We start from the raw sequence: 25,353 nt of genomic DNA on the forward strand, positions 1-25,353 counted from the left end.
CCATGACCAGATTTTACGGCCTGCTTGGCCGTTTCGAGTGGGGGCTGGCCTCGATCGGCGCCGGTCTCTGCCTGTTCGCGGTGATGATCCTGACCGTGCTCAGCGTCTTCGGCCGCTATGCGCTGCACACCGATCTCGTCCCCGGCGCCTACAACATCATCGAACGGATGCTCTTTCCGCTGATGGTGTTCTGGGCCCTGCCGCTTGCCCATCGCGACGGAATCTTTCCCCGGCTGGAAGTGATCGCGACCGCCCTGCCCCGGCGAGCCGGGTCGGCGGTCGCCATCCTGATGCTGGCGGTGGAGCTGGTGATCTTCCTGTTCCTGTTCTGGTATCTGGCGCAATATGCGGCGACCGGCCTCAGGACCGGACGAACCATGCAGCTGGGGTCCGATTTCTTCCCGGTCTGGCCGTTCATCATGATGGTGCCGCTGGCGCTGGGGCTGATGGCGATCGAAATGGTCTGGCAGATCGGCCAACACATCCGGCATTTCGCGACCGGTGTTCCGCTGTCCACGGCGAATGCCGACCTCACCGCCGGGGGCCAGTAGGCCCATCGGGCGGTTCATGGGTAAATTGCGGAACCGGAACGGCTTTCCCCCGCCCGGCGGTTCGGTTACACCGATGCGGCACGTTATCACCCCGGATGCTCTGGACGGTCGTCATGCTCGAGATCGCGAAACTGAAGATCCCGCCGGCCTATCAGGTCGTCTCGAAGGAACTCCAGCGCCTCATCGTCGACGGCCGGCTGAAGCCGGGCGAGCAGTTGCCGAGCGAGACCGAACTCGCCACACGCTTCGGTGTCAACCGCTCCACCATCCGCGAAGGCATCCGCCAGCTGGAAAGCGAAGGGCTGCTCCGGCGGGAGGGCCGCAAGCGGCTGGTGATCGCCATCCCGGGGCAGGAGGACATCTCGCCCCGCATGGAACGTGCGCTGCTGATGCATGACGTCAAGTTCAAGGAGCTTTGGGAGGTCGCCCGGGTCCTGGAACCGCTTGCCGCCTCGCTCGCCGCCGCCCGGATCACCGACGCGCAGATCGACGCGCTGGATGTGAACCTGGATGCCACCGCCCGTCTGGTGGCGGCCGGTGAGCCGACCGACGGCGTCGATACCGAATTCCACACGATGCTGGCCGAATTCTCCGGCAATCGCGCGCTGATGCTGTCGCGCGAGCCGATCGGCCAGCTGCTGTTCCGGCCCTATGTCGAACTGGGCAAACAGGTGAAGCAGGCGCCCCGCCGCAATCTGGAGGCCCACCGGGCGATCGTCGCGGCACTAAAGCTCAGGGATGCCGACGAGGCCTCGACCTGGATGGTCCGCCATATCGAGGATCTGCGCCGCGGCTGGCTGCTCTCGGGCCGCGCGATCGAGGACCGGATCGAGGAGCGTTGAGATACGGCCCGACATGTCGACGAGGGCTTGCCCTTTGACATGCCGCCCGCGAACATCACCTGAAGGGAGAACGGCACCGCCGGACGGATCTCGTCCCGGCCCGGATGCCGTCACCACAAGGGATCGATCCGCGGATGGCCGTCTATCTGGTGACCTATGAACTCCGCGCCGAAGGGCAGAGTTACGACCGCCTGCACAAGGCGCTCGCCTCGGTGGCCCATGCCCATGCGCTGGAAGACGCCTGGCTGATCGACCTGGAGGCCTCGGCCGAAATGGTGCGCGGCTGGCTCACCCAGTACATGGATGATGAACTCGACCGGTTGATGGTGGTCGAGGTGAAGGGGGATCTGGCCGCTCTCAATCTGGGGCGCGGCGCCGAGGCCTGGCTGCAGAAGCGGGTTTGAGCCCGGCCGGGACGTTCCCGCCATGCCGCGCGACCCTGGTGAAGATCTCGGTCACCCAGTCAATGAAGACCCGGACCCGCAGCGGCATGTGCCGGTTCTGGGGATACAGCACCCAGACCGGCATCGGCGGGGGTGGCAGCTCCGGCAGGACGATCCGAAGCCGCCCCTCGGCCAGATCACGTTCGAAACGATAACGCGGCAGCTGAATCAAGCCGAGCCCAGCCAGCGCAGCGGCATTGTAGAGTTCTGCTCCGGTCAGCGTCACATCGGCCGGCAGGTCGACCGTCCGAAGCACGCCATCCACCATGAACTCCAGCGGATAGGCGGTGCCGGTCGCCGAGGCCAGATAACCGACCATGCGATGCCCTGCAAGATCTTCCAGAGTCCGCGGCTCCCCGAACCGGGCCAGATAGTCGGGGCTGGCGACGGTCACCACTTCCAGGTTCGCCACCCGCCGGCCGGTCAGTGAACTGTCGGCCAGATCCCACGCACGCAGCACGCAGTCGACCCCCTCCTGGATAAGATCCACCATCCTGTCCCCCTCGCCCAGGCGCAGGCTGATATCGGGGTAGCGGGCGATGAAGTCGGGAAGCTCGGGCATGATGAAGAAGCGTGCGAGCGTGCCCTGAACGTCGACCCGCAGCGGTCCGGCAGGCCGGGCATGGCGAAAGGCCCCCTCCACCTCGTCCAGATCCGCAAGCAGCCGGGTGCAGTGCTCGAAATAGGCGGCACCATCCAGTGTCGGCGCCACCCGCCGTGTGGTCCGCTCCAGGAGCCGCGTGCCCAACCGCGCCTCAAGCTGCTGAATGGCATGGGTCACGGTCGGCCGTGGAATCTGCAGATCACGCGCGGCCTGTGCGAAACTCCCACGCTCCACGATCCGGGTGAACAGCCTCATCACATCGATCCGGTCCATGTGGGGTTTCCTACAGGTCGAGCACGAGATTGTTCGTGTCCATGGAATTGTTCTGTCGAAATCCAAGACCAAGACGTCCAGGCCTAAACAATTAGGCTATAGGGAGCCGCGTCGCGCAAGGCCGGCATCTTCCCCTTCCCGGAGACGACGTCATGACCACCGACACGGGACATCAGAACCGTCCGCCGGCACCCCGCCTGATTCTGCCGACCCTCCAGCCGGTTTACGACAACGGCACGCCGCTCGCCGGTGCGGCCCTCAGAATCGCCTTCGGCCTCACCATGGTCACCCACGGCCTGCCCAAACTGCTCGGCGCCTCGCACGGATCGATGGCCGATCCCATGGCCGGATCCACCGGGCTGATCCGCAACGTGCTGGGCCTGCCATTCGCGGAAGAGCTCGCCATGCTGGTCACCCTGCTCGAAACCTTTGGCGGTCTTGCCCTCGCGGCCGGTCTGGCCACCCGGCTCATGGCCGTCATGTTCACGGTCGAGATGATCGCGATCTCTGTGGCACTCGGCCCGACCTGGCCCTGGATCGATCGCGGCATCGAATACCCGGTGATGCTGTGCTTCGCCGCCCTTCTCTTCGCCTTCATGGGCGGTGGCCGCTTTTCCCTCGACCGCCGTCTCGGCCTGGAAGTCTGAAGGAAGCGACGATCATGACGATGTCCGACGGCGTGTCTCGCCGCACCGTGTTCAAGACCGGCGCAGCCGCCACCGCAGCCGGCAACCTCGGCCAGCAGACATCGCGCCACGACCTCATGCCCGGGCTCGGCACCGAGGTGAGCCTCAGACTGCAGGCGATACCGGCGGTTCAGGGCATCGAACGGCTGACGCGGCTGGACACCCAGACCCCCGGCTTCATGCGCATCTTACGAGTTCGGCGCCGTTTTCGCCTTCGAGAGTGCAGTCGATGAACTCGCCTGGAAGCTGGGCGCCGCCCCGGTGGCCTTCCGCCTCACCCACGATACCGACCGCGCCCCTGCGATCACGCGGCTCACGCTCCGCGCCGACGGATCGGCCGAGATCGCTGTCGGCGGCCACGAAATGGGTCAGGGGCTGTGGACGGCCGTGGCTCTGGCCATGTCGAACCGACTGAGCATCGATCCCGCAGCCATCCGTGTGATCGCAGGCGATACGGCAAGCGTCCCTCAGCACCTCACTGCCGGCTCGTGGGGCACGGCAACCGTTGTGCCGTCGGTAGAGGCAGCAGCGGAGAAGATGCATGCCCTGATCGCGGAACGGGAGGGGCGCGGGGGCCTCACCGCCGGCCTCTCCCGCCTCTTCGCCGGCAATGGCGGCCGACCGCTGGAGGTGACGGTCGAAAGCCTGGCCCCGGACAGGGCCAACCAGCCCTGGACCGGCTGCGCCAGGGGCTGCCGGCTGCCGCCGGACCCGACTATCCCGAAGCGGTGGCGATGTCCTTCGCCGCCCATTTCGTGGAAGTGGCCATCGATCCGCGCACCCGGATCCTGCAGGTGGTGCGCGCCCATTCCGTGTTCGACTGCGGACTGGTCATCTTAGGGAGGACTGCCCGGAGCCAGGCGCTGGGCGGCATGATCTGGGGGATCGGTGGCACCCTGTTCGAGGCAAGCGAGGTCGATCCCCGCGATGGCAGCTTCCTGAACGCCGACCTCGCCGACTATGTGGTCCCAAGCCACGCAGATATCGGCCGGCTTTCCGCAGAGTTCATCGACCTGCCGGACCCGATGCCGGGCGGGCCGGGCATGAAGGGGCTGGGCGAGGTCGCCTCGGTGGGCATGCCGGCGGCCATCGCTAACGCGGTCTTCCACGCCACCGGCCGGCGCATCCGCGACCTGCCGATCAGGGTCGATGCCCTGATCTGAATGGTCCCTGACAGAAAGGCTCCCGGCGACCTGCGTCGCCGGGAACTGCGGGGTCAGAGCACCTCGGCCGCCACGTCGTTCAGCACGGCCTCGAAGCGGTCGGCGATCATGTCGACCTCGTCGGCCTTGATGATCAGCGGCGGGCAGAAGGCGATGGCGTCGAGCATGTTGCGCACGATCACGCCGCGCGCCTGCAATGCTGCCGCAACCTTGCCGCCGAGCGCGCCGGGGGTCTCCAGCGCGGTCTTGGCTTCCTTGTTAGTGACGAGTTCGACCGCCGCGATCAGGCCGACGCCACGAACCTCGCCCACGAGCGGATGGCCTTCAAGGGCATGGAAGCGGCCGCGCAGGCGCTCGCCCATCTCGCGGGCATTGGCGACCAGATCGCGCTCTTCGATGATCTTCAGGTTCTCGAGTGCCACGGCCGAGGCGACCGGATGGCCGCCGGCGGTGAAGCCGTGGCCGAGCACGCCGATGCGGTGGCTCTCGTCGGCGATCGGCCCGTAGACCTTCTCGTTGATCATGAAGGCCGAGATCGGCAGGTAGGACGAGGACAGCTGCTTCGACATGGTCATGATGTCGGGGCGCATGTCGTAGGTCTGGCTGCCGAACATGTTACCCGTCCGGCCGAAACCGCAGATCACCTCATCGGCGATCAGCAGGATGTCGTATTTCGCCAGGACCGCCTGGATCTTCTCCCAATAGGTCGCGGGCGGCACGACCACACCGCCGGCGCCCATCACCGGCTCACCGATGAAGGCCATGATGGTCTCCGGCCCCTCGGCCAGGATCATCGCTTCCAGCTCTTCGGCGCGACGGGTGGCGAAATCTTCTTCGCTCTCGCCCGGGTTCGCGTCCTTCCAGTGATGCGGCGAGCCGGTATGCAGCACATTCGCGATCGGCAGGTCGAAGGAGCGATGGTTGTTGGGCAGGCCCGTCAGGCTCGCCGAGGCGATGGTGACGCCGTGATAGCCGCGGACCCGGCTGATGATCTTCTTGCGCTGCGGCTGGCCCATCGAGTTCGAGCGGTACCAGAGCAGCTTCAGGATGGTGTCGTTCGCCTCGGAGCCCGAATTGGTGAAGAACACCTTGCTCATCGGCACGGGGGCGAGCGAGATCAGCTTCTCGGCCAGATCGATCACCGGGCCGTTCGACTTGTAGCTGAAGGTGTGCGCGAAGGGGAGCTTCGCCATCTGGCGCGCGGCGGCATCGGCCAGCCGCTTTTCGCTGAAGCCCAGCGCCACGCTCCACAGACCCGCCATCGCTTCGATGTAGCGGTTGCCGTGGATGTCCTCGACGAAGACCCCGTCACCCTTCTCCAGGACCACCGAGCCGGTCTCTTCATGGCGGCGGGCATCGGTGTAGGAATGGAGGTGGTAGGCGATGTCGCGGGCTTCCGGCGAGTTCGGACTGTAGGCCATGATCCGGCTCCTGGGGTGGGATCGGGGGGGGATTGTCGATGAAACGATACGCCGGTCAGCCCAGCGCCGCATCACAGGCGTTGAGAAACACGACGGCATTGTCGGAGAGCGAGGGCCCCAGATAGCCGCCTTCCTGAACCAGCACGGTCGGCAGACCCATGCGGGTGATCTTGGTTGCGGTCGCGGCGAAGCCTTCGGCCGTACAACGAACCACCGAGAGCGGGTCGTCATGCGCCATGTCGAAGCCGAGCGACACCACCAGAGCCTCGGCGCCGAACGTACGGATCGCCTCCAGCGCCTGATCGACCGCCGCCCCGATCTCGGCGTCACCCGATCCGGGGGCCAGGGTCAGGTTCAGATTGGCACCCGCCCCCTCGCCGCGGCCGGTCTCGTCGGGATAGCCGACGTAATAGGGCACATAGTCGGTGGGATCGACATGGATCGAGGTGAAGAACACGTCGCCGCGCTCGTAGAAAATATCCTGGGTACCGTTGCCGGCATGGGTGTCGACATCGATGATCGCGACCCTGGCGAACCGGCGCCGCAGATGATGGGCGGCGGCAGCGGCGTTGTTGAAGAAGCAGAAGCCGTTGCTCGCGTCCCACGAGGCATGATGGCCGGGCGGGCGCGAGAGGCCATAGACCATACGCTCGCCGGCCATCACCCGCTCCGCCGCATCCAGCGCCGACTGGGCCGACCAGTAGATCGCCTCCCAGGTCCCCTCGGTCACGGGGCAGGCCGTATCGGTGGAATAGTAGCCGAGCTGGCCGATCACCCCGGCCGGCAGACGGGCGTCGCGCCGGGTGGTGTGGTAATTGGGCACGGCCGGGTTGGTGGTCCCGGTCGCCTCCACCCAGCGTTCCCAGGCAGTGCGGAAGAAATCCACATAGCCGCGATCATGGACGGCATAGAGCGAGTCCAGGCCGTGATCCGCCGGAGCCACGATCTCGTGACCGGCACCGGCCAGCGCGTCGCGCAACAGAATCGCACGCAACGGCTGCTCGGGGTGGGGGATGAAGGCGCCGCGGCGGAAATACTGCTCCGGCGCATGGGCGGTCTGGCGGGGGTCGAAGACGACTTTCATGAGGCACATGTCCCGAAAGAGAAGCGCAGGAACCGGAGCGGTCAGTATCCGGCGCCGCGGTCGACGGAGGTCTCGACCGGCAGTCCCCGGTCGAGACGCTCCGCCGCCGCAGCGATGTGACGGGCAAGCGCACCGGCATCCGGTTCGCTCGCTTCATGCGGCGTGATCAGGATGCGTGGATCGCGCCAGAACGGATGGCCGGCCGGCAGCGGCTCGACCTGGAAGACATCGAGCGAGGCAGCCGACAGCTGCCCGGCATCCAGCGCCGCCAGCAGATCCGCCTCGATCAGCTGCTCGCCCCGACCGAGCTGGATCAGCACGGCGCCCGCCGGCAGTTTCGCGAAGAAATCGGCCGCCAGCAGGCCGCGGGTATCCTCTGTCAGGGGCAGCAGGTTGATCACCATGTCCGCCTCGGGCAACAGGCGGTCGAGCGCGGCCGGGCCGGCAAGCACGGTCACCCCCTGAGGCACCAGAGCCGGGTCGGGCGCCCGGCGGGCCACGGCCCGCACATCATAGCCGAGCCCGGAGAGTACCGTGGCTGCCATCCGCCCCATATGGCCGAAGCCCAGAATCAGGATCCGCACCTCACGTGCCGGCTGTTTGCGCAGCTTGCGCTGCCAGACGCCGTCCCGCTGCTGGGCCAGATAATCCCCCATGCCGCGGTGATGCCAGAGCACATGCCAGGCCGCGAACCCGGCCATCATCCGCGCCTGATCATCATCGCGCACCCGAAGCACCGGCAGCCCCCGGGGCAGGCTGGGGCAGGCCAGGATGTTGTCGACCCCGGCTGCAATCGAGGAGACGAAGGCGAGGTTCGGGAAGGGTGTGAAAGCATCGGCCGCCGGCTTCCAGGCCAGGGCGAAATCGATCGAGGCCGGGTCTTCGGCTGCCGTAACGGCGTCGACCAGTTCGATATGCGGGGCATGGGCCCGGAAATCGGCGCCGAAGATGGCGCCGAGATCCAGGGTGGCACTCAACCAGACGCAACGGCGCGCCCGCGGCATGGTGGTCATGCGCCAGCACCTGCGGCGAAGCGCTTGAGCGGCGTGCCCGGGCCACGGCCGGGGATGGCCGCAAGCAGGTCGCGGGTGTAGTCGCTCTTCGGCGCACCGAACACCTCGGCCACCGGGCCGAGTTCAACGATGCGGCCGCGCTGCATCACGGCGATGCGGTCGCAGATCTGCGCGGCGACGCGCAGGTCGTGGGTCACGAACAGCATGGACAGCCTGAGACGGGTCTTGAGCTCGGCCAGCAGGTCAAGAACCTGGGCCTGGATGGAGACGTCGAGTGCCGAGACCGCCTCGTCGGCGATGATCAGCTCCGGGTCGAGCGCGAGCGCCCGGGCGATGCCGATGCGCTGGCGCTGGCCGCCCGAGAATTCATGCGGGAAACGGTCGGCAGCCGAGGCGTCCAGCCCCACCACTTCCAGCAGTTCCCGCGCGCGCTTGCGCGCCTCGACGGCCGGCACACCGGCCGCGATCGGGCCTTCGGCGATGATCTGCCCCACCCGCGTGCGGGGATTGAGCGAGCCGTAGGGGTCTTGAAACACCATCTGCACCCGCCGGCGTTCGCGACGCAGTGCCGCCCCGGTCAGGGTGGCGAGATCGACCCCGCCGATCTCGGCCGATCCGGTCTCGGGATCGATCAGCCGGACGATGCAGCGCCCGAGGGTCGACTTGCCCGATCCGCTCTCGCCCACGATGCCCAGCGTCTCGCCCCGGGCGAGATCGAAGGAGATGTCGTCCACCGCCTTGACCACCCGCGCCTTGCGGGTCAGCCCGCCCCTGCCGTGATAGGTCTTGGTCAGCCCGCGCACCTTGAGCAGGACCTCGCCCTCGACCGGCTTGCGGTCGGGCACGCTCATGCCCGGGATCGCGTCGATCAGCCCACGGGTATATTCATGCTCAGGCGTGCCGAGCACCTTCGCGGCCGTGCCGATCTCCACCACCTGGCCATAACGCATCACACAGACCCGGTCGGCAATCTCGGCCACCACGCCGAAATCATGGGTGATGAACATCACCCCCATGCCGTGGCGGCGCTGCAGGTCGCGGATCAGCTCCAGGATCTGGGCCTGGGTGGTGACGTCCAGCGCCGTGGTCGGCTCGTCGGCAATCAGCAGCCTGGGCTCCAGCGCCAGCGCCATGGCGATCATCACCCGCTGACGCTGACCACCCGACAGCTGAAAAGGATAGGCGTCGATCGCCCGTGCGGGATCGGGGATGCCGACCTCGGTCAGCAGCTCCAGCGCCCGGGCGCGCCGTTCCTTCGGCTTCAGCCGGTTATGGCCTTCGAAGACCTCGGCGATCTGCTCCCCCACCCGCATCAGCGGGTTCAGCGCAGTCATCGGTTCCTGGAAGATCATGGCGACGCGAGCCGCCCGCACCTCACGAAAACCGATCTCGTCGAGGGCGAGCAGATCTCGACCTTCGAACAGAATCTGTCCGCCCGCCGGTTTCACCCCCGGCGGCAGCAGCCCCATCACCGCATTTGCGGCCATCGATTTGCCGGAGCCGCTTTCACCCACCACGCACAGGATCTCGCCGGCCTTCAGGTCATAGCTGACCCCGTCGACGGCGAAGGGCCGGTCGGCCCCCTTGGGCAGGGCCAGCTTCAGGTCTCGGATCGAGAGGAGGACATCGTCGGTCATCTGGGCCTCCCTCACCCGTCCTGCCGCGCCAGGCGCGGGTTGAGCGCGTCGTTCAGGCCTTCGCCGACCAGGTTGAGCGCAAGCACCGTCAGCAGAATGGCGACGCCAGGGAAGAAGCTCAGCCACCAGGCCTGACGGATCACGGTCCGGGCAGCGCCGATCATATAGCCCCAGCTCATCACATTGGGATCGCCCAGCCCCAGGAAGGAGAGCGAGCTTTCGAGCAGGATCGCCGTCGCCACCATCAGCGAGGCGAGCACGATGATCGGCGACAGCGTGTTGGGCAGAACCTGCTTCAGGATGATGGTGGTATTGGACTGCCCGGCGAGCATCGCCGCCTCGACATATTCGCGGGTGCGCAGCGACAACACCTCGCCACGTACGAGCCGCGCCACGGGTGGCCAGCTGACCACCGCAATCGCAATCACGATCGACGTGATGCTGGGCTGGAAGATCGCGACCAGCACGATGGCGAGCGCGAAGCTCGGCACGGTCTGAAAGAATTCGGTGAAACGCATCAGGGCATCGTCGACGATGCCGCCGTAATAGCCGGCGATGGCGCCGAGCGGCACGCCGATCGCCAGCGCCACCACCGTGGAGACCAGGCCGATCAGCAGCGAGACCCGCGCCCCATGGGCAAGACCCGCCGCGACGTTGCGGCCCAGCGTGTCCGTCCCGAAGGGCAGACCGGCCACATCGAGCGGCGGCAGGAAAGGCCGCTGCACCATCTTCCAGGGAGAGACCGGGTAGATCAGCGGCGCGATGATCGCAAGCACGATCACCGCCAGCAGGATGATCATGCCGACGACGGCACCGCGGTTCTGCGCGAAGCGCACGAGGAACTTCTTCATGCCCCCACCTCGATCCTGGGATCGGCAACCCTGTAGATCAGGTCGGTCACCAGGTTGAACAGGATCACCATCGCCGCCGACACGAAGAAGATGCCGAGCAGCAGGTTATAGTCGCGCTGCAGCAGGGCCTCGAACATCAGCCGGCCGATACCCGGCCAGGCAAAAACGGTCTCGGTGAGGATGGCACCGCCGACCATCTGCCCGGCCTGGAGGCCGGCCAGGGTGACGATCGGCAGAATGGCGTTGCGCAGCACATGCCGGCGCTGGATGACCGCGGGCCTGAGCCCCTTGGCACGGGCCGTCTTTACGAAATCCAGCCGAGAGACCTCCAGCATCGAGGCACGGGTCATGCGCGCATAGACGGCCATGAAGAACAGGCCGAGGGTCATGGCCGGCAGGACAAGATGCTCGGCGATATCCAGCACACGGCCGAAGCCGGTCGCATTGCCGCCGACGGTTTCCATGCCGAAACCCGGCAGCCAGCCAAGCTGCACCGAAAACAGCAGCACGGCCATCAAAGCCACCCAATAGAGCGGTGTGGCATAGAAGATGAGGGCCGCGGTGGTGATGGCCGTGTCCGACCACTTGCCGCGCCGCATGGCAGCCACTGCGCCGGCCGCAACGCCCAGGATCAGCGAGATCACGAAGGCGGTGCCGGTGAGCAGCAATGTCGCCGGCAGGCGGTCCATGATCAGATCCAGGACCGGCATCTGCTGACGATAGGAATAGCCGAAGTCGAGCGTAACCACGCCCGAGAGATAGATCCACAGCTGCACATGCAGCGGCTGATCGAGGCCGAAGCGCTCGCGCAGCTGCTGGATGAAGATCTCGTCGGCGGCACCGGCCTCGCCGGCCATCACCGCCGCCGGATCACCCGGTGCTGCATGGATCAGAAAGAAGTTCAGCACCAGAACCGCAAGCAGCACCAGGGCGGCCTTGACCAGCCGGCCAAACAGGAAGCGTGCAAGCGCCATCGACAGGTCTCCTCGACGGGGCGCCCGGAAGGGAATGGCAGGAACGGGATGGATGCGACGGCCGGCCCGGCGGGGCCGCTCCCGGACAGAGCGGTCCCGACCGGCCGTCACATCCAGCCGGTCACTCGATCCAGGCGTCCTTGAAGCCGTCGTTCACGCCGATGCCCGTGGTGATCAGGTTCTTCACGTTGCAGCGGGTGATGGTCGGGAAGCCGAGCTCCAGCAGCCAGGCCACCGGCACGTCTTCGACCAGCTTCTTCTGGACGACCTTGTAGACGGCCTCGCGCTTCTTGTCGGAGAAGGCGCTGGCCCCCTCGTGGAACAGCTTGTCGATCTCGGGCGACACATAGCCCTCGACATTGTTCCAGGGCGAGCCCTTGGCGATGTTGGTCGAGACATAGGTCCGCGATACGCCGAGCGCCGGGTCGCCATACTGGTAGAGATAGGTGAAGGCGAGATCGTAATCCCAGTCGGCGACCTTCTGGTTCCAGCCGGCGACATCGGTCGCGACCAGTTCGACCTTGATGCCGACCTCTTCCAGATTCTGCTTCACCGCTTCCGCCCAGCGCTGCCAGGTCTCGCCATAGGGCAGCGGCAGCAGGCGGACGGGCGTGCCGTCATAGCCCATCTCCTTCAGCAGCGCCCTGGCCTTCTCAGGATCGTGCGGATATGGCGTGACATCCTTGGAATGGAAGCGGATCTTCGACGAGAATGGACCATTGGCGACGTCACCCAGACCGTTCCAGAGCACGTCCTTGGCGAATTCGCGATCCATCGCATACATGATCGCCTTGCGGAAGCGCACGTCCTTGGTCGGGCCTTCGCGGTTATTCAGCCACAGCCAGGACAGGGGCGAGAAGAACTCCCAGCCTTCGTCGGTGACGCAGACATTGTCCATCCCGGTCAGCCGCGGCACGTCGAAATTCTCGACCGACCCGCCCGGCAGAATGTCGACCGTGCCGTTTTCGAAGGCGACGGCGCGCGAGGCCGCGTCGGGGATCACATGCCAGTAGATCTCGTCGAGATGGGGCTTGCCCGTCTCGTAATAGTTCTCGTTCTTGACCAGCAGGATATGCGAACCCTTGACCCATTCCTTGAACTTGAACGGGCCGGTGCCGATCGGCGTGTTGTTCGCGGGGTTGGTCTTGTAATCGGTGCCTTCGTAGATGTGCTTCGGCACCATCGGCATGGTGCCGACCTCGAAGATGCCGAGGAAGGGGCCGAAGGGCTCCTTCAGCTTGAAGACGACGGTGTGATCATCGGGCGCCGAGATGTTGTCGACATAGGCGAGCGAGGCGCGCAGGCGCGCATGGGTCTCGCGCAGGAACTTGTCGACCGAGAAGACGACATCCGCCGCCGTGAAGGGCTTGCCGTCATGCCAGGTGACACCCTGGCGGAGCTTGAAGGTGTAGATCGTACCGTCGCCGGACACGGTCCAGCTTTCGGCGAGCTGCGGCATCGGCTTCAGCGATTTGTCGTAGCGCAGCAGGCCTTCGTAGATGTTGCCGGCCACCATCTGCGTCGGGCCGTTCTGGATCATGCCCAGCATCAGTCCCGGCGGTTCGGGCTGGATCACCACATTGGCCCGTCCTCCCTCGACGGGCGCCGCGGTTGCCGCGAAGATCCACGACAGCGCTGCCACGCCGCCGAGCAGAATTCCCCTGATCATTCCTGTTCCCCCTGACGTCTCTGTTTTACGTCGGTCGTCGGACGTGGCTCATCCTGTTCTGATGTCGTTGGTATCGGTCTGTCGTCGAACGGCCACGAAATCCGCGCCCGGCCTCCCTGCCGGGTACGAAATCCTGTTCTGGTCGGTCAGTTCTCGAAATCGGGCTGGGTCCGACGGAGGAGGCGCAGATAGGCCTCCCACTCCGGGTCGGGCCGGTTGTGGCCGTGCTTGTCGTTCCAGCCCGTGTACTGGGCGGCGGTCTTGCGCGCCACCTCTTCACTCGGGCGATGGACAGGTGCGCCCGAGGCCTGCAGGGCAAGCTGCGCCTTGCAGCTGCGCTCAAGATTGTACATCAGCTTGAATGCCTCCGCGACCGTGGCGCCGCAGGTCATCAGGCCGTGGTTGCGCAGGATCATCACCTTGCGGTCGCCCAGATCGTTCACCAGCCGCTCGCGCTCGTCCAGATCCAGCGCAATGCCTTCGTATTCATGGAAGGCGATGCGGTCGTGGAACTGCAGCGACCACTGATTCAGCGGCAGCAGCCCTTCTGCCTGACACGATACGGCAACACCGGCGACGGTGTGGGTGTGCAGCACGCACTGCACATCATGTCGCGCGGCATGAACGGCACTGTGGATGGTGAAGCCGGCCGCATTGATGCCGGCGCCATACGGGTCGTCGATGATCCGGCCGTTGAGGTCCACCGTCACCAGGTTCGACGCCGTCACCTCGTCGAAGCGCAGGCCGTAGGGATTGATCAGGAACCGGCCGGTTCCATCCTCGGCATCGGCCACGCGCGCCGAGATATGGGTGAAGATGCTGTCATCGAGGCCGAAATGGGCGACCAGGCGATAGGCCGCGGCCAGATCGATCCGGGTCTTATCGACAGGATCGGAAGCGGGATGGAGCTGGGATGCGGTCTGCATCAGGCGGACCTCGCGCGGAGATGACGGATGCGGTGCCCCGGAACGGCGGGCGCGGAAAGGGTAGTCGACGGGTGGGTCGGCGAACGCGACGCGGGGGCGGCGGAATGTCGCGTTGCAAATTGTCGACAATCGACATTCGACCATGTTTCCGGCATAGTCGCAAGGGAGAGGTGACATATGACCGCAACCGGACCGACCCGCCCCCCACACATCGCCGCAGGCACCCAGGCTGCGCCGCAGCTTGCGGCGCTGGCGCAGGACGATCTCGTGAACCGCATCGCCCAGGTTCTGACCGAGGCGATCATGAAAGGGGGGTTTGCGCCCGGCGCCCGGCTGACCGAGGCCACCATTGCGCGCGATCTGGGGGTGAGCCGTGCCCCTGTCCGCGAGGCGGCACGCCTGCTGGAGAACAGGGGACTGGTCGTGGCGGTACCGCGCCGCGGCTTCTTCGTCCGCAGCTTCGATGCAGCGGATCTGGACCAGATCTATGATCTGCGCATGTGTCTGGAACGACATGCCGGCGGGCTGCTCGCGGGCCGCCTGACGCCCGAGATGGATGCCGCATTGTCGGCGCAGGTGGACCTGCTCCATCGCCTGGCCGAGGCAGGCGACGCCGATCGCCAGATCGAGGAGGACCTGAAGTTCCACCGCATGATCTGCGTCTTTGCCGGAAATCGCCGCCTGCTCAAGGTGTTCGATGAACTGACCGCAGAGACGCGTTATGGCATTGCCATGATCGGGCGGCTCTATGACGACCCGCACGAAATCGCCCGCACCCACGAGCCCCTGCTTGAAGCGCTGCGGTCAGGCGACGCCACGAGCTTCGCGGAAGCGAGCGATTATCACATCGGGACGGCCCGGGAGAGGGTCGTCGCCATGTTCGGTCCCGGCTGAAGGTTGCGCCCCTCAGCGCCGTTTCTGCAGGGCCCGGCCTGCCGGCCGGTCACCGACCAGCTGCCAGAGAGCCCGGGTCACGTGATCGAGATCATCGCCGTTCAACCGGCGTGACATGTCGGCATGATACTGACGGTCGATATCCGTCAGCCGCTGGACCTGGGACCGGCCGCGATCGGTGAGGGTGAGCGTGATCATCCGACGATCGGTGTCGGAACGATCCCGGCGCACCAGGCCGTGTTCGACCAGACCGTTGACCAGCCGGCTGGGGCTGCCGGTCTCACAGACCAGCAACTCGCCCAGATCGACCAGCGACAGGGGCTCACGCTGAGCCAAGACCGTCAGCACCTCCGCCTGGGAGGGCGTAAGGCCGAGCGGCCGCAGCCGGTCGGCGAGCTGACGGTAGGCTTCGCGCTGTGCCGCCAGGATCAGATAGCGAAGCTCTTCGACGGGCTGCATCCTGCCTCCCTCTGGTTCGAGGACGAATTCGAGGATGGGTACGTCATTCGGACGGGATGCCGCGACCGACGTCGATCTCCTCCGGAGATCCCCGATCGGAAACCGCATCCCCATGACCTAGACATAGGTCCTGCGTCACCGATTACCAAGCCGCCGAATGCGGAAGTGTCGGTCAAACCACGAAAAAACGCCCATGCCCCTCAAAAAGGACACGGGCGTTCCCGGAACCGGGGGTTTGTGCGGGCGGGCGGCTTCAGTGGATACCGAGGTGGACCATCGCCCCCAATACTGCGCCCTTGATGCGGGGCAGGAAGAGGAAGGTCAGGATCAGGCTGAGCGGGATCCAGAGCAGGACATGTACCCAGAGATCGGGCATCCAGTCCTTCTCCACCCACAGCATCAGCGGCACCACGATGTGGCCGACCAGAAAGATGGTGAAATATGGTGGGGCATCATCGGCACGGTAGCTGTCCAGCGCCTCACCGCAATGGTCGCAGTGATCACGCACCTTCAGATAACCGGCGAAGGCCGGCGCCTCGCCGCAACGGGGGCACCGGCGGGCGAAACCCCGGCGCAGAGCGCGCCAGAAGCCCGGCCGTACCGGCTCGGCTGCCGCCTCTTCGGTCATTGCGTTGGTCCAGACCATTTCTTCCTGGCCCGACATGTTCTGGCCCGACATGGGCTCTTCTCCTCGGGGCTGGGGCGCATCACTCGGGGGAACGGGACTGCGGAAGGGATCCCGGAGACTGGCGGGACGGATGCGCGATCTTCAATATGGGGGCCCGCGCGGTCGCGTGATACGCGACACGACGTCGCGGCCTTCATCGCCGGAGACGAGAAGAACCGACGGATCCCCCGCCGGCCGATCACCCCATCCAGTAATGGGCGGCGCCGAACAGGGCATCGACCCGATCGCCGGCATCGCTCACCGGCAGCAGGATGCGTTCATAGGTCACGTAGTCCTTGCCGATCGCGAAACCAGAGCGACGGGCGAAATTCGGCCGGCCCGTGAGGACCACGTCGTGATAGTCCTTCTCGATCCGCGGCCACTGATTGCCATGCACCTCGCGCAGCAGCCGGCCGCGATGATCGCCGCCATGAGCTTCGGAGATCCGTGTACCGACGAGGCGGAAGCGGTAGTCCAGACTGCCATCATCTGCCCGTACGACATCGTAGATGAACAGGTTCGGCAGCAGCCGGCGAAGATCAAGCGGATCGATCTGGCGCCGTAGCGGCATACCGGCACCTCCGCACAACCCACGCCAGTATGCGTAGGCCGAGCGGAGAATGTCGGTTTCGAACTGACGCGCGAAATCGTCCATGTTGCGGATGCCTGCCTGGCGGTCGCACGGCCGGTCATGGCCTTCTGCAACGATAGCAGTCCTTGTACGGCCCGTCCGGATGATTTCTTCAGACTAGAAAAGAAAAAGCCATCCGTCCGGAAATTTCCTGACGGATGGCTTTATTGCAACGCAACATTCATGCGGCGATGCGAAATCACCGCGGAGGTATGCCGCTCAGTACGACTTCGCGAAGATGGCTTCCACGGTCGCAGGCGCACCGGTCAGCACGCAGGCCTTACCGGAGACATCACCCTGGTCGTAGGGCAGGCAACGGATGGTGACCCCCAGATCGTCGAGCTTCGCCTCACTCTCACGCGTCCCGCACCAGGGAGCCCGCACGAAGCCCAGCCCGCCGGTGAAGTCGCTGCCCTCTTTCGAGAAGAAGGCGCGGAAGGAGTCATAATCGGTGATGTCGGTGCGGATGCGGGTCTCGCGGAACGCCACCGCCTCGTCATAAAGCCGCGCCTGAATCGCCGCCAGCCGGTCCGAGATGCCCGAGACCAATTCGTCCTGCGGAAGGATCGCCTTCTTCTGGTCCAGAGCAATGCGCTCGGTGACCGCAACCGAGCCCGAGGCGACGTCGCGGGGCCCCACCTCCAGGATCACCGGCACACCGCGCTTGATCCACGACCAGCGCTTCTCGCCCGCATTCATGTCACGACGGTCGACCTCGACCCGCACCGGAAGGTCCAGATAGCGTTCTGCCGACAGTCGCTTCGCCAGTTCCTCGACCGCCGGCATGACCTGGGCTTCGCTCGCCTCGTCGCGGATGATCGGCAGGATCACGATCTGCGCCGGCGCCACCGCCGGCGGCAGGCGCAGGCCGTCATCATCGGAATGGGTCATGATCAGCGCGCCGATCAGCCGGGTCGAGACACCCCACGAGGTGGTGTAGGCGAATTCCAGCCCGCCATCCTTCGTCTGAAACTGGATATTGGCGGCCTTGGAGAAGTTCTGGCCCAGGAAATGCGAGGTGCCGGCCTGCAGCGCCTTGCCGTCCTGCATCATCGCCTCGATGCAGTGGGTCTCTACCGCGCCGGGGAAGCGCTCGCTCTCGGGCTTCTCACCCGGGATCACCGGCACCGCCAGCCAGTCCTCGACCACCTCGCGATAGACTTCGAGCATGGTCGCAGTCTCGTCCATCGCCTCCTCGCGGGTGGCATGGGCGGTGTGCCCCTCCTGCCAGAGGAATTCGCTGGTGCGCAGGAAGACCCGGGGCCGCATCTCCCAGCGGACCACATTGGCCCACTGGTTGATCTTCAGCGGCAGGTCGCGATAGCTGCGGATCCAGCGGGCAAAGGCCTCGCCGATGACGGTCTCGGAGGTCGGGCGGACGACCAGCGGCACTTCCAGCTGTCCGTCGGGGACCAGCTTGCCGTCCTTCTGGACCAGACGATGATGGGTGACGACCGCCATCTCCTTGGCGAAGCCCTCGACATGGGCCGCCTCTTTCTCGATCAGGTCGAGCGGGATGAAGATCGGGAAATAGCAGTTCTGATGGCCGGTTTCGCGGATGCGCTGGTCGAAACGCTTCTGGATCTGCTCCCAGACGCCATAGCCCCAGGGGCGGATGACCATGCAGCCGCGCACGCCCGAGGGCTCGGCCATCTCGGCTTCCTTGACCACTTCCTGGAACCAGGCCGGAAAGTCTTCGGCACGGCTGATACGGATGGCGGTCTTCCGCTGGGCGCTGGACATCGGACGGAGGCCCCTGTGTGTTGGACGACGGCTGTTGGACGACGGGGGGTTATGCCGCAATGCGCATCACCCCGAACTCGCCGGCATCATCCACGTTTCAGGGCCGAGAACAAGAGCTTCCGCCCGGCCGGACCGACCTTCAATCTCAGAGACTGCCACGGGAGGCCAGGGCAATCCCTACCGCAAGGGGCAGCAGCGGCAGCACTGCCGTGAAGCCGTAACCACGGATCATCCGCCGCTTCAGTCCGGATCCGCCGCCACCGATAACGATCGCCGCAATCGCGACCGGCAGCCAGCCTGCAAGGCCCAGTGTCACCGCCGCTTCGGCCCCCTCCAGTACCGCGGTCACCGCCACCGCCGCCAGCACGACCACCGCGAGCGCCGCGATGGTAGCGGGCAGGCCGGGGCGCGCCGCAGCGAGGCCAGCGGCAATGCGGCCGGCACCGGCCGTGGCAGGTTTTCGCGGATCGGCAGCGCTGCGAGGATCACGATCGGCGGACATGGGCGGGGCACTCCATCGACTGGAATGAATCTAAGTTTCACTCTTATATACAGGAGCGCGCCCCGGACTTGTAGAGGCGAATACGGATCGACACGATAGGCAATCCCGATCGCCACGGAGCCTCCCCGCCCATGACCCTCACCGAACTCAAATACCTGGTGGCCATCGCAGATCACGGTCATTTCGGCCGGGCTGCCGCCGCGGCCGGCGTTGCCCAGCCCACCCTGAGCGCCCAGCTGCGTAAGCTTGAGGACTATCTGGGGGTGGAGCTGGTTGAGCGCAGCCGAAAGGGTGTGCGCCTGACCGCGGCCGGCGAACGCATCGTGACCCATGCCCGCCGGGCACTGGCGGAACAACAGGCGATCCTGCGGCTGACCCGGCATCGCGCCAGGCCGCTGGAAGGGCCGTACCGGCTGGGCGCCATTCCGACCCTCGGCCCTTATCTGCTGCCGGCGCTGCTGCCGGCGCTCAAACAGGCACATCCCCTGCTCGACCTGGTCGTGATCGAGGATCTGACCGACAATCTGCTGGGGCTGCTCGACGACGGCCGGCTGGATGCCGCCCTGGTGGCCCTGCCGGTCGAGATGCGCGGCCGGCAGGCGGTACCGCTGTTCGACGAAGGCTTCTTCGCCGTCGAACCCGCAACCGCCGGTGATGACCGATCTGATCGGGCACCCGCGATCAGTGACGCCGAACTATCTGCCGCCCGGTTGCTCGTGCTCTCCGACGGTCATTGTCTGCGCGATCAGGTGCTCGCCGCCTGCGCCCGCCCCAACCCGAGCGGCGACGATTTCCGGGCCGCCAGTCTGGAGACCCTGCGCGAGCTGGTCGCCGCCGGCTTCGGCACAACCCTGGTCCCCGCTCTTGCCGCCCGCGCCTGGCAGCGCGGCGGTGAAAGCCGGATGATTTTCCGCCCGGTCGAAGGCGATGCCGGGCATCGGCGGATCGGCCTGGTCTGGCGGCGCGGGGCCGGTGATGCCGACGCAATGGCCCTGGCTCGTGTCTGTCGGGGCGCCGTACCGCCGGAAGTGCGGCCGATCGACAGCTGATCACGCGGCCCGGATCCGGGAGCAGCCACCCGATTCCGGGCAAAATCTGCGATTGATTATTATTTGCATATGATGCGAGCATCCAGCCTCGGGATCATCCCCAGCAGAGGCATTCATGACGCCCCTCCCCTCCGCCAACGACGATACCGGCCATCGCATCTCCATCTCCCTCGACGGCGTGCCCGAAACCATGCTCTGGCCGCTCTGGCATCGCGTCGGGCTGGCAGGAACCGGCCGGGTGCCGCAGGAGGAACTGCTCGACGATCCGCTTGCGGCAGGAGTGCTCGCCCGCATCGATTATGATTTCGCCGGACATTTCGGCCGCCCGCATCCGGCCCACACAATCCGGGCGAAGCTGGGCGACCGGTTGATCCGCGACTTCGCCACCATCCATGACCGGCCGATCCGGGTGCTGTCGCTGGGCGAAGGACTGGAGACCCAGCTCTGGCGGGTCGATGACGGCCGCATGGAGTGGATAACGCTGGATCTGCCCGAGGGCATCGCGCTACGCCAGCGGCTGCTGCCTGCCCATCCACGCAACCGGATGATCGCCGCGTCGGCCTTCTCCCCCGAAGACTGGATCAGCGACATCGGGACCGACCGGCCATGCTTCGTCAGTGCGGCAGGACTGCTGATGTATGCCCCGGACAGCAGCCCCGTGACACGGCTGCTGGCGGCACTTGCCACGGGGCTGCCAGGCGGACGGGTCTATTTCGACACGATCCCCGGCTGGTACTCCCGCAAGACACTCCGCGGCCTGAAGGTGACGCCCGGCTATACCGCCCCTCCGATGCCCTTCGCCCTCACCCTGGCCGGGCTGGATGACTTCGCGGCCGGGGTTGCGGGCTTCCGGGTCGAGCGCAGCTGGACCTATGCCGACCCCTTCCCGCGGATGATGCCCGTGCTGGCCATGGCCTCACGGATCGGTTTCGTGCGCCGGCACATCGCGCCACTCTTGATCCTGGGCGGCTTCACGCCGACCCTCTGAGCAGGCACCGCCCGCTTCTGCGCCAGCCCCCACCACCGGAAGACAACACGCCATCCACAGCCGACCGATTGAAGACTGGCAACCGGCACACGGTTTCGGACAGACCGTGCGCCGCCCGGTCGAACGCCGGGTCCATGCGGTCATCGCGCTCACCATCGTCACCATGATTGCCGAAGTGGTGGCCGGCTGGCTGACCGGATCGATGGCGCTGCTTGCCGACGGGCTGCACATGGGCACCCATGCCTTTGCGCTGGGGCTTGCGGCCCTCGCCTATGCGCTCACCCGTGCCCGGGCACTTGACCGACGCTACAGTTTCGGCAGCGGCAAGATCAGCGAGCTTGCAGGCTTCGCCAGCGCGCTGCTGCTTGGTGTCTCCGCCCTGGTGATCGCAGGCGAAGCCGTGGCCCGACTGTTCGACCCCAGGCCGATCGCCTATGGCGACGCCATCCTGGTGGCGGTGATCGGGCTGATCGTGAATCTGGCCTCGGCGGCGCTGCTGGGGCTCGACCATCATCACGGGCATGAACACGGGCATGGGCATCACCATGCACATGACCATGATCACGACCACCATGACCACGAGCACGACCATGCCCATGAGCATGCCCACGGCCTCGACACCAATGCCCGGGCGGCCCTGCTGCACGTTCTGGCCGACGCCCTGACCAGCCTTGCGGCCATCGCAGCGATCGGGGTTGCCTGGGCCACCGGATGGCTCTGGGCCGACCCGCTCGCAGCCATGCTTGCGGCAGCGGTCATCCTTAAATGGTCGGTGGATCTGGGGCGGCAGTCGGCCGGTGTACTGCTCGACCGTCAGGCGCCAGAGGCGATGCGCCGCGACATCACCCGGGCGCTGGAATCCGATGGCGACTCGCAGGTCGTGGACCTGCATCTCTGGTCAGTGGGCCATCAGGCCTGGACCATGGTTGCCGCGGTCGTCACCCATGGTGATGCCGGCCCCGACGACTACCGCGCCCGCCTGCCGAAGCGGGCGGACCTGCACCACCCGATCATCGAGGTCAATCGCTGCCGCGGAGAGGTCAATCGCTGTCACGGAGACGGGCCTGCTCATCCGGCATCAAACTCGCCGGCCTGACGACATCCGGCATCAGCATGCCCCGGCGCCAGTCGGCCGGCGCTGCACCGAAGCGGCGCCGGAACAACCGCGCGAAATGGCTGGGATTGGTGTAGCCAACCGCCACCGCGGCATCGATCACCCGGGCTCCGTCCTCGATCATCCGGGCGGCCGCATCCAGCCGCGCTGCCTCCAGATGTCCGTGGACGGTCCGCCCGATCACCAGGCGGAAGCCCGATTTCAGTTTCTTCTCGTTCAGCCCCACCGTCCGCGCCAACAGCGGGATGGTCCAGGCTTCGTCATGCCGTTCAACCAGAAGTCGGGCGGCATGCTCGATCCGGCGGCGCTCCGCCGGCACGGGCAGGGTGGCCACGGGCGGCGCTCCGTCGATTTCGGCGATCAGCCAGGCCAGCGCCTCCAGCGCCTTGGCCTTGAGGAAGACTTGCCGGGCAGTTCCGGTCAGGCGGCAGGCCAGCACCGAACGCCCCACCGCCTCCAGCGCCGTTGAGGTCGGCCGCCCCAGCAGCAGCACGTCGCGGACGCTGCAATCCGTGGCAAACCCGCGGATCAGTACCGGCAGAGCGGCCAGCCCGAGCCCGGTCAGCAATCGGGCCTCGTAGCGGAAATCCAGGCAGAACACACGGGCGCCGGCGGGAATCAGATCCTCGCCCACCGTCGGCCGATTGGCATGGTAAAGCACCGTGGTGCCGGGGCGGATCTCCAGCGGCCGCCCGCCATCGATCGACAGACTGCCTGCGCCATCGAAGAACATCGAGATCGAGAGCGTCGGCGGACCGGCAATCCGCAGCCGCTGCTCCGTCTCGGCAATGAAATCGAACCGGTTGACCGCCATGCCCTCGCCGAGCGGTTCGTTGGCCTGCGCCGCGAACCAGGGGGGGGATGGCCCCAATCCCCTCGGCCTTGAGAGCTGAATTCTCATCGACCTCCCAGGTCTTCAGCGACGTCATGCTCCGGCTCCGCATCGGGTGGCTGGGAAGAGCATATGATTCCGCAAGTGAGAATGATTCGCAAGAAAGTCCCGACTCGATCAGGATGGGCACCGATCCGGGCGGCGGTGAGAACGGGAACACGCGATGACGGGCCACCTGTAACCAGCCCGTCTCCGACCGGCCATCGGCCCTGGTTTCGTCGCCCCAATCTCGCCAAGGATCACCCGCCATGCCCCAGCGCTCGTTCCGGTGCCGGACTGCGATCCTCGTCGCCCCGCTGCTGGTCACCGCCCCCCTGCCCGCCCTTTCGGCGGATGAGGCGGGTGACAGCGTCCAGCGCCTTGAAGCCCTGACCGTCACCGCCACCAAGCGCGATCAGGCCCTGGGCAGCGTCGACGCGGCCGTCTCGGTACGCAGCGGCGAAGAACTCGCCCAGGCCGGCGTAACCCGCCTGGATCAGCTCGACCGGGTGTTTCCCGGACTGGTGATCCGGGCGCGTGGCAACCGCGCCTATACCGGCGTCACCATCCGCGGCGTCACCTCGCCGGACTACTACAACCCGTCGGTGCAGGTCTATGTTGACGGCGTTCCCCAGGACCCGGCGAACTTCGCCCAGGAACTGGTGAATGTGGAGCGGGTGGAACTTCTGCGCGGCCCGCAGGGCACGCTCTGGGGTCGCAATGCCCATGGCGGCGTGATCAATGTCATCACCCGGACGCCGACAGACCGGGTTGAAGGCCTGGCCGCGGTGACGCTCGGCATTCCCGAGCGCGGCGCCCAAGCGATGATCTCGGGCCCGCTGGTGCCGGACCGGCTGGCGGCCGAACTGGCGGTGCGCTGGAACCAGGACCAGGGCCAGGTAGACGACATCGCAACGGGTGCCACCGGTATCGACGAGGGCATCTCGCGTTTTGCCCGGCTGAAACTGCGCCATGCGCCGACCGGCGGCCCGCTCGCCCTCACGCTCACCGCCACCCGGGAAGAGCTGGAGAGCCATGAGGAGCTGTATATCCGCGAGAGGAACGTCGAAGACCGCAGCTATGACAGCGCCACCCAGGGCGACCGGGCCTGGCTCGACCGGCAAGTCACGACACTCGCACTCGCCGGCGACTACGACCTTTCGGAAGCGCTTCGCCTGTCGAGCGTGACATCCTGGCAGAGCCGGGACATGACCCGTGTGATCACGGTGAACACGCCCGAGAGCCAGGACAGCTTTTCGCAGGAACTGCGCCTGGCCTTCCAGGCCGGCGAGCGGGTCGACGGCGTGATGGGCGGCTTCGTCCAGGATACCGGCTTCACCCGCACGACCCCCGGCTATCCAGGCTATTACGGCCCTGACCGCAACGAGGTCGACACCCGCTCCTATGCCCTGTTCGGAGAGGCGACCTACGCGCTGACCCCCGTGCTCGACCTCACCGGCGGGCTGCGCTGGTCGCGGGAGGAAGCGGAGATCCGCTACGACCGGCCGGGCTCCGGCCCCTATGATTTCCGCTTCCAGGCCCGGGACGATTTCTCGGACATCTCGCCCAAACTGTCGCTCGGCTGGCAGCTTGCGCCGGATCACAGGGTCTGGGCCACCATTGCCCGGGGCTTCAAGCCCGGCGGCTTCAATCACGCCGTCTCGTCCACCGCCGATGCCCTGCCCTATGACAGCGAGACCTCGACCAATTACGAACTCGGCTGGCGCGGCACAGCGGCCGGTGGCCGACTGGACATCGACGCCGCCGTCTATCTGATCACCGCCGCGGACAAACAGATCTATACCGGCCCGCTGGGAGCCCAGGTGCTGCGCAATATGGGCGATGCGGCCAGCCATGGCATCGAGGTGGACACCGCCTTTCGCGCCACCCCGGACCTGACGCTGCGTGCCGGTGCGACCCTCGGCCGGTCGGAATTCGATGGTGGCCCCTATGACGGCAGGCGGTTGCCCTATGCCCCCGACACCACGCTCAGGGCGGGGCTGCGCTGGATCGTGCCCCAGACCACCGTGCCGGGCGCCGTGGCGGTCGACCTCGGCGCCGACTGGGTTTCCCGCAGCTGGTTCGACGAAGCCAACACCCTCTCGCAAAGCGCCTATGCGCTGCTCGATGCGGCGGTGGAGGTGGATCTCGATGCCGGCTATGCGATCCGGGTCTTCGCCCGCAATCTGACCGACGAGGTCTACCGCACCTCCAGCTTCGATTTCGGCGGCGGCGACATCCGCAGCACCATCGGTGACGGCCGCACCATCGGCATCACCGGCAGCTGGCGGTTCTGAG

The 25,353-nt window shown here is 66.4% G+C and carries 27 protein-coding genes; 12 read left to right on the forward strand and 15 right to left on the reverse strand.

Translation table 11 applies throughout. The annotated features are described in order from the left end of the window. The first annotated feature begins 2 nt into the window (after positions 1–2). The 3 genes from P7L68_RS24605 (at position 3) to P7L68_RS24615 (ending at position 1,797) form a co-directional block, all read left to right on the forward strand. On the forward strand, positions 3–551 hold the full coding sequence (locus P7L68_RS24605) for a TRAP transporter small permease (RefSeq protein WP_372002448.1): 549 nt from the start codon (positions 3–5) through the stop codon (positions 549–551). A gap of 113 nt (positions 552–664) precedes the next feature. Continuing rightward, complete coding sequence (locus tag P7L68_RS24610) at positions 665–1,393, forward strand: FadR/GntR family transcriptional regulator (protein ID WP_372002449.1); 729 nt, start codon at positions 665–667, stop codon at positions 1,391–1,393. Between the two features lie 134 nt (positions 1,394–1,527). Continuing rightward, positions 1,528–1,797, forward strand: a complete 270-nt coding sequence (locus tag P7L68_RS24615) for a hypothetical protein (protein ID WP_372002450.1) — start codon at positions 1,528–1,530, stop codon at positions 1,795–1,797. Here P7L68_RS24615 and P7L68_RS24620 read toward each other — a convergent pair. Continuing rightward, a complete protein-coding gene (locus P7L68_RS24620) occupies positions 1,751–2,713 on the reverse strand; it encodes a LysR family transcriptional regulator (RefSeq protein WP_372002451.1) in 963 nt (320 codons plus the stop codon). The two genes, P7L68_RS24615 and P7L68_RS24620, sit on opposite strands and share 47 nt — an antisense overlap. A 152-nt stretch (positions 2,714–2,865) precedes the next feature. Between P7L68_RS24620 and P7L68_RS24625 the strand changes: the two genes are divergently transcribed. From P7L68_RS24625 to P7L68_RS24640, 4 genes are read left to right on the forward strand one after another with little or no spacing between them, the layout of a single operon-like run. Continuing rightward, the gene (locus tag P7L68_RS24625) at positions 2,866–3,360 is read left to right on the forward strand and encodes a DoxX family protein (protein WP_372002452.1); all 495 of its coding nucleotides are present in this window, start codon (positions 2,866–2,868) and stop codon (positions 3,358–3,360) included. 14 nt (positions 3,361–3,374) lie between these two features. After that, complete coding sequence (locus P7L68_RS24630; protein WP_372002453.1) at positions 3,375–3,632, forward strand: hypothetical protein; 258 nt, start codon at positions 3,375–3,377, stop codon at positions 3,630–3,632. 28 nt (positions 3,633–3,660) lie between these two features. After that, positions 3,661–4,239, forward strand: coding sequence for a molybdopterin cofactor-binding domain-containing protein (locus tag P7L68_RS24635; protein WP_372002454.1), 579 nt, complete (start codon positions 3,661–3,663; stop codon positions 4,237–4,239). Beyond that, the gene (locus P7L68_RS24640) at positions 4,134–4,562 is read left to right on the forward strand and encodes a molybdopterin cofactor-binding domain-containing protein (RefSeq protein WP_372002455.1); all 429 of its coding nucleotides are present in this window, start codon (positions 4,134–4,136) and stop codon (positions 4,560–4,562) included. The genes P7L68_RS24635 and P7L68_RS24640 overlap by 106 nt, the downstream gene beginning before the upstream one ends. A gap of 53 nt (positions 4,563–4,615) precedes the next feature. On the opposite strand, the gene P7L68_RS24645 is transcribed toward P7L68_RS24640, so the two are convergent. From P7L68_RS24645 to P7L68_RS24680, 8 genes are all read right to left on the reverse strand, one after another. Further along, positions 4,616–5,983 carry an aspartate aminotransferase family protein gene (locus tag P7L68_RS24645; protein ID WP_372002456.1) on the reverse strand — a complete coding sequence of 456 codons (1,368 nt, stop codon included), beginning with the start codon at positions 5,981–5,983 and terminating at the stop codon, positions 4,616–4,618. Between the two features lie 55 nt (positions 5,984–6,038). Beyond that, complete coding sequence (locus tag P7L68_RS24650; protein WP_372002457.1) at positions 6,039–7,067, reverse strand: histone deacetylase family protein; 1,029 nt, start codon at positions 7,065–7,067, stop codon at positions 6,039–6,041. Positions 7,068–7,108: 41 nt separating this feature from the next. Next, positions 7,109–8,080 (reverse strand): 2-hydroxyacid dehydrogenase, encoded by a 972-nt coding sequence (locus tag P7L68_RS24655; RefSeq protein WP_372002458.1) that lies wholly within the window; start codon positions 8,078–8,080, stop codon positions 7,109–7,111. After that, a complete protein-coding gene (locus P7L68_RS24660; protein ID WP_372002459.1) occupies positions 8,077–9,717 on the reverse strand; it encodes an ABC transporter ATP-binding protein in 1,641 nt (546 codons plus the stop codon). The genes P7L68_RS24655 and P7L68_RS24660 overlap by 4 nt, the downstream gene beginning before the upstream one ends. 11 nt (positions 9,718–9,728) lie before the next feature. Continuing rightward, a complete protein-coding gene (locus P7L68_RS24665; RefSeq protein ID WP_372002460.1) occupies positions 9,729–10,568 on the reverse strand; it encodes an ABC transporter permease in 840 nt (279 codons plus the stop codon). Continuing rightward, positions 10,565–11,542 carry an ABC transporter permease gene (locus P7L68_RS24670; RefSeq protein ID WP_372002461.1) on the reverse strand — a complete coding sequence of 326 codons (978 nt, stop codon included), beginning with the start codon at positions 11,540–11,542 and terminating at the stop codon, positions 10,565–10,567. Before P7L68_RS24670 ends, P7L68_RS24665 begins: the two co-directional genes overlap by 4 nt. 121 nt (positions 11,543–11,663) lie before the next feature. Next, the gene (locus tag P7L68_RS24675) at positions 11,664–13,211 is read right to left on the reverse strand and encodes an ABC transporter substrate-binding protein (protein ID WP_372002462.1); all 1,548 of its coding nucleotides are present in this window, start codon (positions 13,209–13,211) and stop codon (positions 11,664–11,666) included. 146 nt (positions 13,212–13,357) lie between these two features. Then, positions 13,358–14,137, reverse strand: a complete 780-nt coding sequence (locus P7L68_RS24680; RefSeq protein ID WP_372002463.1) for a class II aldolase/adducin family protein — start codon at positions 14,135–14,137, stop codon at positions 13,358–13,360. 177 nt (positions 14,138–14,314) lie between these two features. On the opposite strand from P7L68_RS24680, the gene P7L68_RS24685 reads away from it, so the two are divergent. After that, a complete protein-coding gene (locus P7L68_RS24685) occupies positions 14,315–15,031 on the forward strand; it encodes a GntR family transcriptional regulator (RefSeq protein WP_372002464.1) in 717 nt (238 codons plus the stop codon). Between the two features lie 12 nt (positions 15,032–15,043). Here P7L68_RS24685 and P7L68_RS24690 read toward each other — a convergent pair whose 3' ends face one another. The 5 genes from P7L68_RS24690 to P7L68_RS24710 form a co-directional block, all read right to left on the reverse strand. Beyond that, entirely contained in the window at positions 15,044–15,490 is a 447-nt protein-coding gene (locus tag P7L68_RS24690; protein WP_062761698.1) for a MarR family winged helix-turn-helix transcriptional regulator, read from the reverse strand. Positions 15,491–15,743: 253 nt separating this feature from the next. Then, the gene (locus P7L68_RS24695; protein WP_372002465.1) at positions 15,744–16,169 is read right to left on the reverse strand and encodes a DUF983 domain-containing protein; all 426 of its coding nucleotides are present in this window, start codon (positions 16,167–16,169) and stop codon (positions 15,744–15,746) included. Between the two features lie 187 nt (positions 16,170–16,356). Then, entirely contained in the window at positions 16,357–16,812 is a 456-nt protein-coding gene (locus P7L68_RS24700; RefSeq protein ID WP_372002466.1) for a PAS domain-containing protein, read from the reverse strand. A 195-nt stretch (positions 16,813–17,007) separates the two neighbouring features. Then, the gene (gene proS / locus P7L68_RS24705; RefSeq protein ID WP_372002467.1) at positions 17,008–18,531 is read right to left on the reverse strand and encodes a proline--tRNA ligase; all 1,524 of its coding nucleotides are present in this window, start codon (positions 18,529–18,531) and stop codon (positions 17,008–17,010) included. Positions 18,532–18,676: 145 nt separating this feature from the next. Then, positions 18,677–19,033 (reverse strand): hypothetical protein, encoded by a 357-nt coding sequence (locus P7L68_RS24710; protein ID WP_372002468.1) that lies wholly within the window; start codon positions 19,031–19,033, stop codon positions 18,677–18,679. A 131-nt stretch (positions 19,034–19,164) separates the two neighbouring features. Between P7L68_RS24710 and P7L68_RS24715 the strand changes: the two genes are divergently transcribed. The 3 genes from P7L68_RS24715 to dmeF all read left to right on the forward strand — a co-directional run bounded on the left by P7L68_RS24715 (position 19,165) and on the right by dmeF (position 22,166). Beyond that, complete coding sequence (locus P7L68_RS24715; RefSeq protein ID WP_372002469.1) at positions 19,165–20,082, forward strand: LysR substrate-binding domain-containing protein; 918 nt, start codon at positions 19,165–19,167, stop codon at positions 20,080–20,082. A 115-nt stretch (positions 20,083–20,197) separates the two neighbouring features. After that, on the forward strand, positions 20,198–21,070 hold the full coding sequence (locus P7L68_RS24720; RefSeq protein ID WP_372002470.1) for a class I SAM-dependent methyltransferase: 873 nt from the start codon (positions 20,198–20,200) through the stop codon (positions 21,068–21,070). A 67-nt stretch (positions 21,071–21,137) separates the two neighbouring features. Then, positions 21,138–22,166 (forward strand): CDF family Co(II)/Ni(II) efflux transporter DmeF, encoded by a 1,029-nt coding sequence (gene dmeF / locus P7L68_RS24725; RefSeq protein ID WP_372006956.1) that lies wholly within the window; start codon positions 21,138–21,140, stop codon positions 22,164–22,166. On the opposite strand, the gene P7L68_RS24730 is transcribed toward dmeF, so the two are convergent. Beyond that, the gene (locus P7L68_RS24730; RefSeq protein ID WP_372002471.1) at positions 22,111–23,055 is read right to left on the reverse strand and encodes a helix-turn-helix transcriptional regulator; all 945 of its coding nucleotides are present in this window, start codon (positions 23,053–23,055) and stop codon (positions 22,111–22,113) included. The two genes, dmeF and P7L68_RS24730, sit on opposite strands and share 56 nt — an antisense overlap. A gap of 269 nt (positions 23,056–23,324) precedes the next feature. Between P7L68_RS24730 and P7L68_RS24735 the strand changes: the two genes are divergently transcribed. Further along, positions 23,325–25,352, forward strand: coding sequence for a TonB-dependent receptor (locus P7L68_RS24735; RefSeq protein WP_372002472.1), 2,028 nt, complete (start codon positions 23,325–23,327; stop codon positions 25,350–25,352). Position 25,353 lies beyond the last annotated feature (1 nt).

The organism is Tistrella mobilis (genome assembly GCF_041468085.1).
Lineage (GTDB): Bacteria > Pseudomonadota > Alphaproteobacteria > Tistrellales > Tistrellaceae > Tistrella > Tistrella mobilis_A.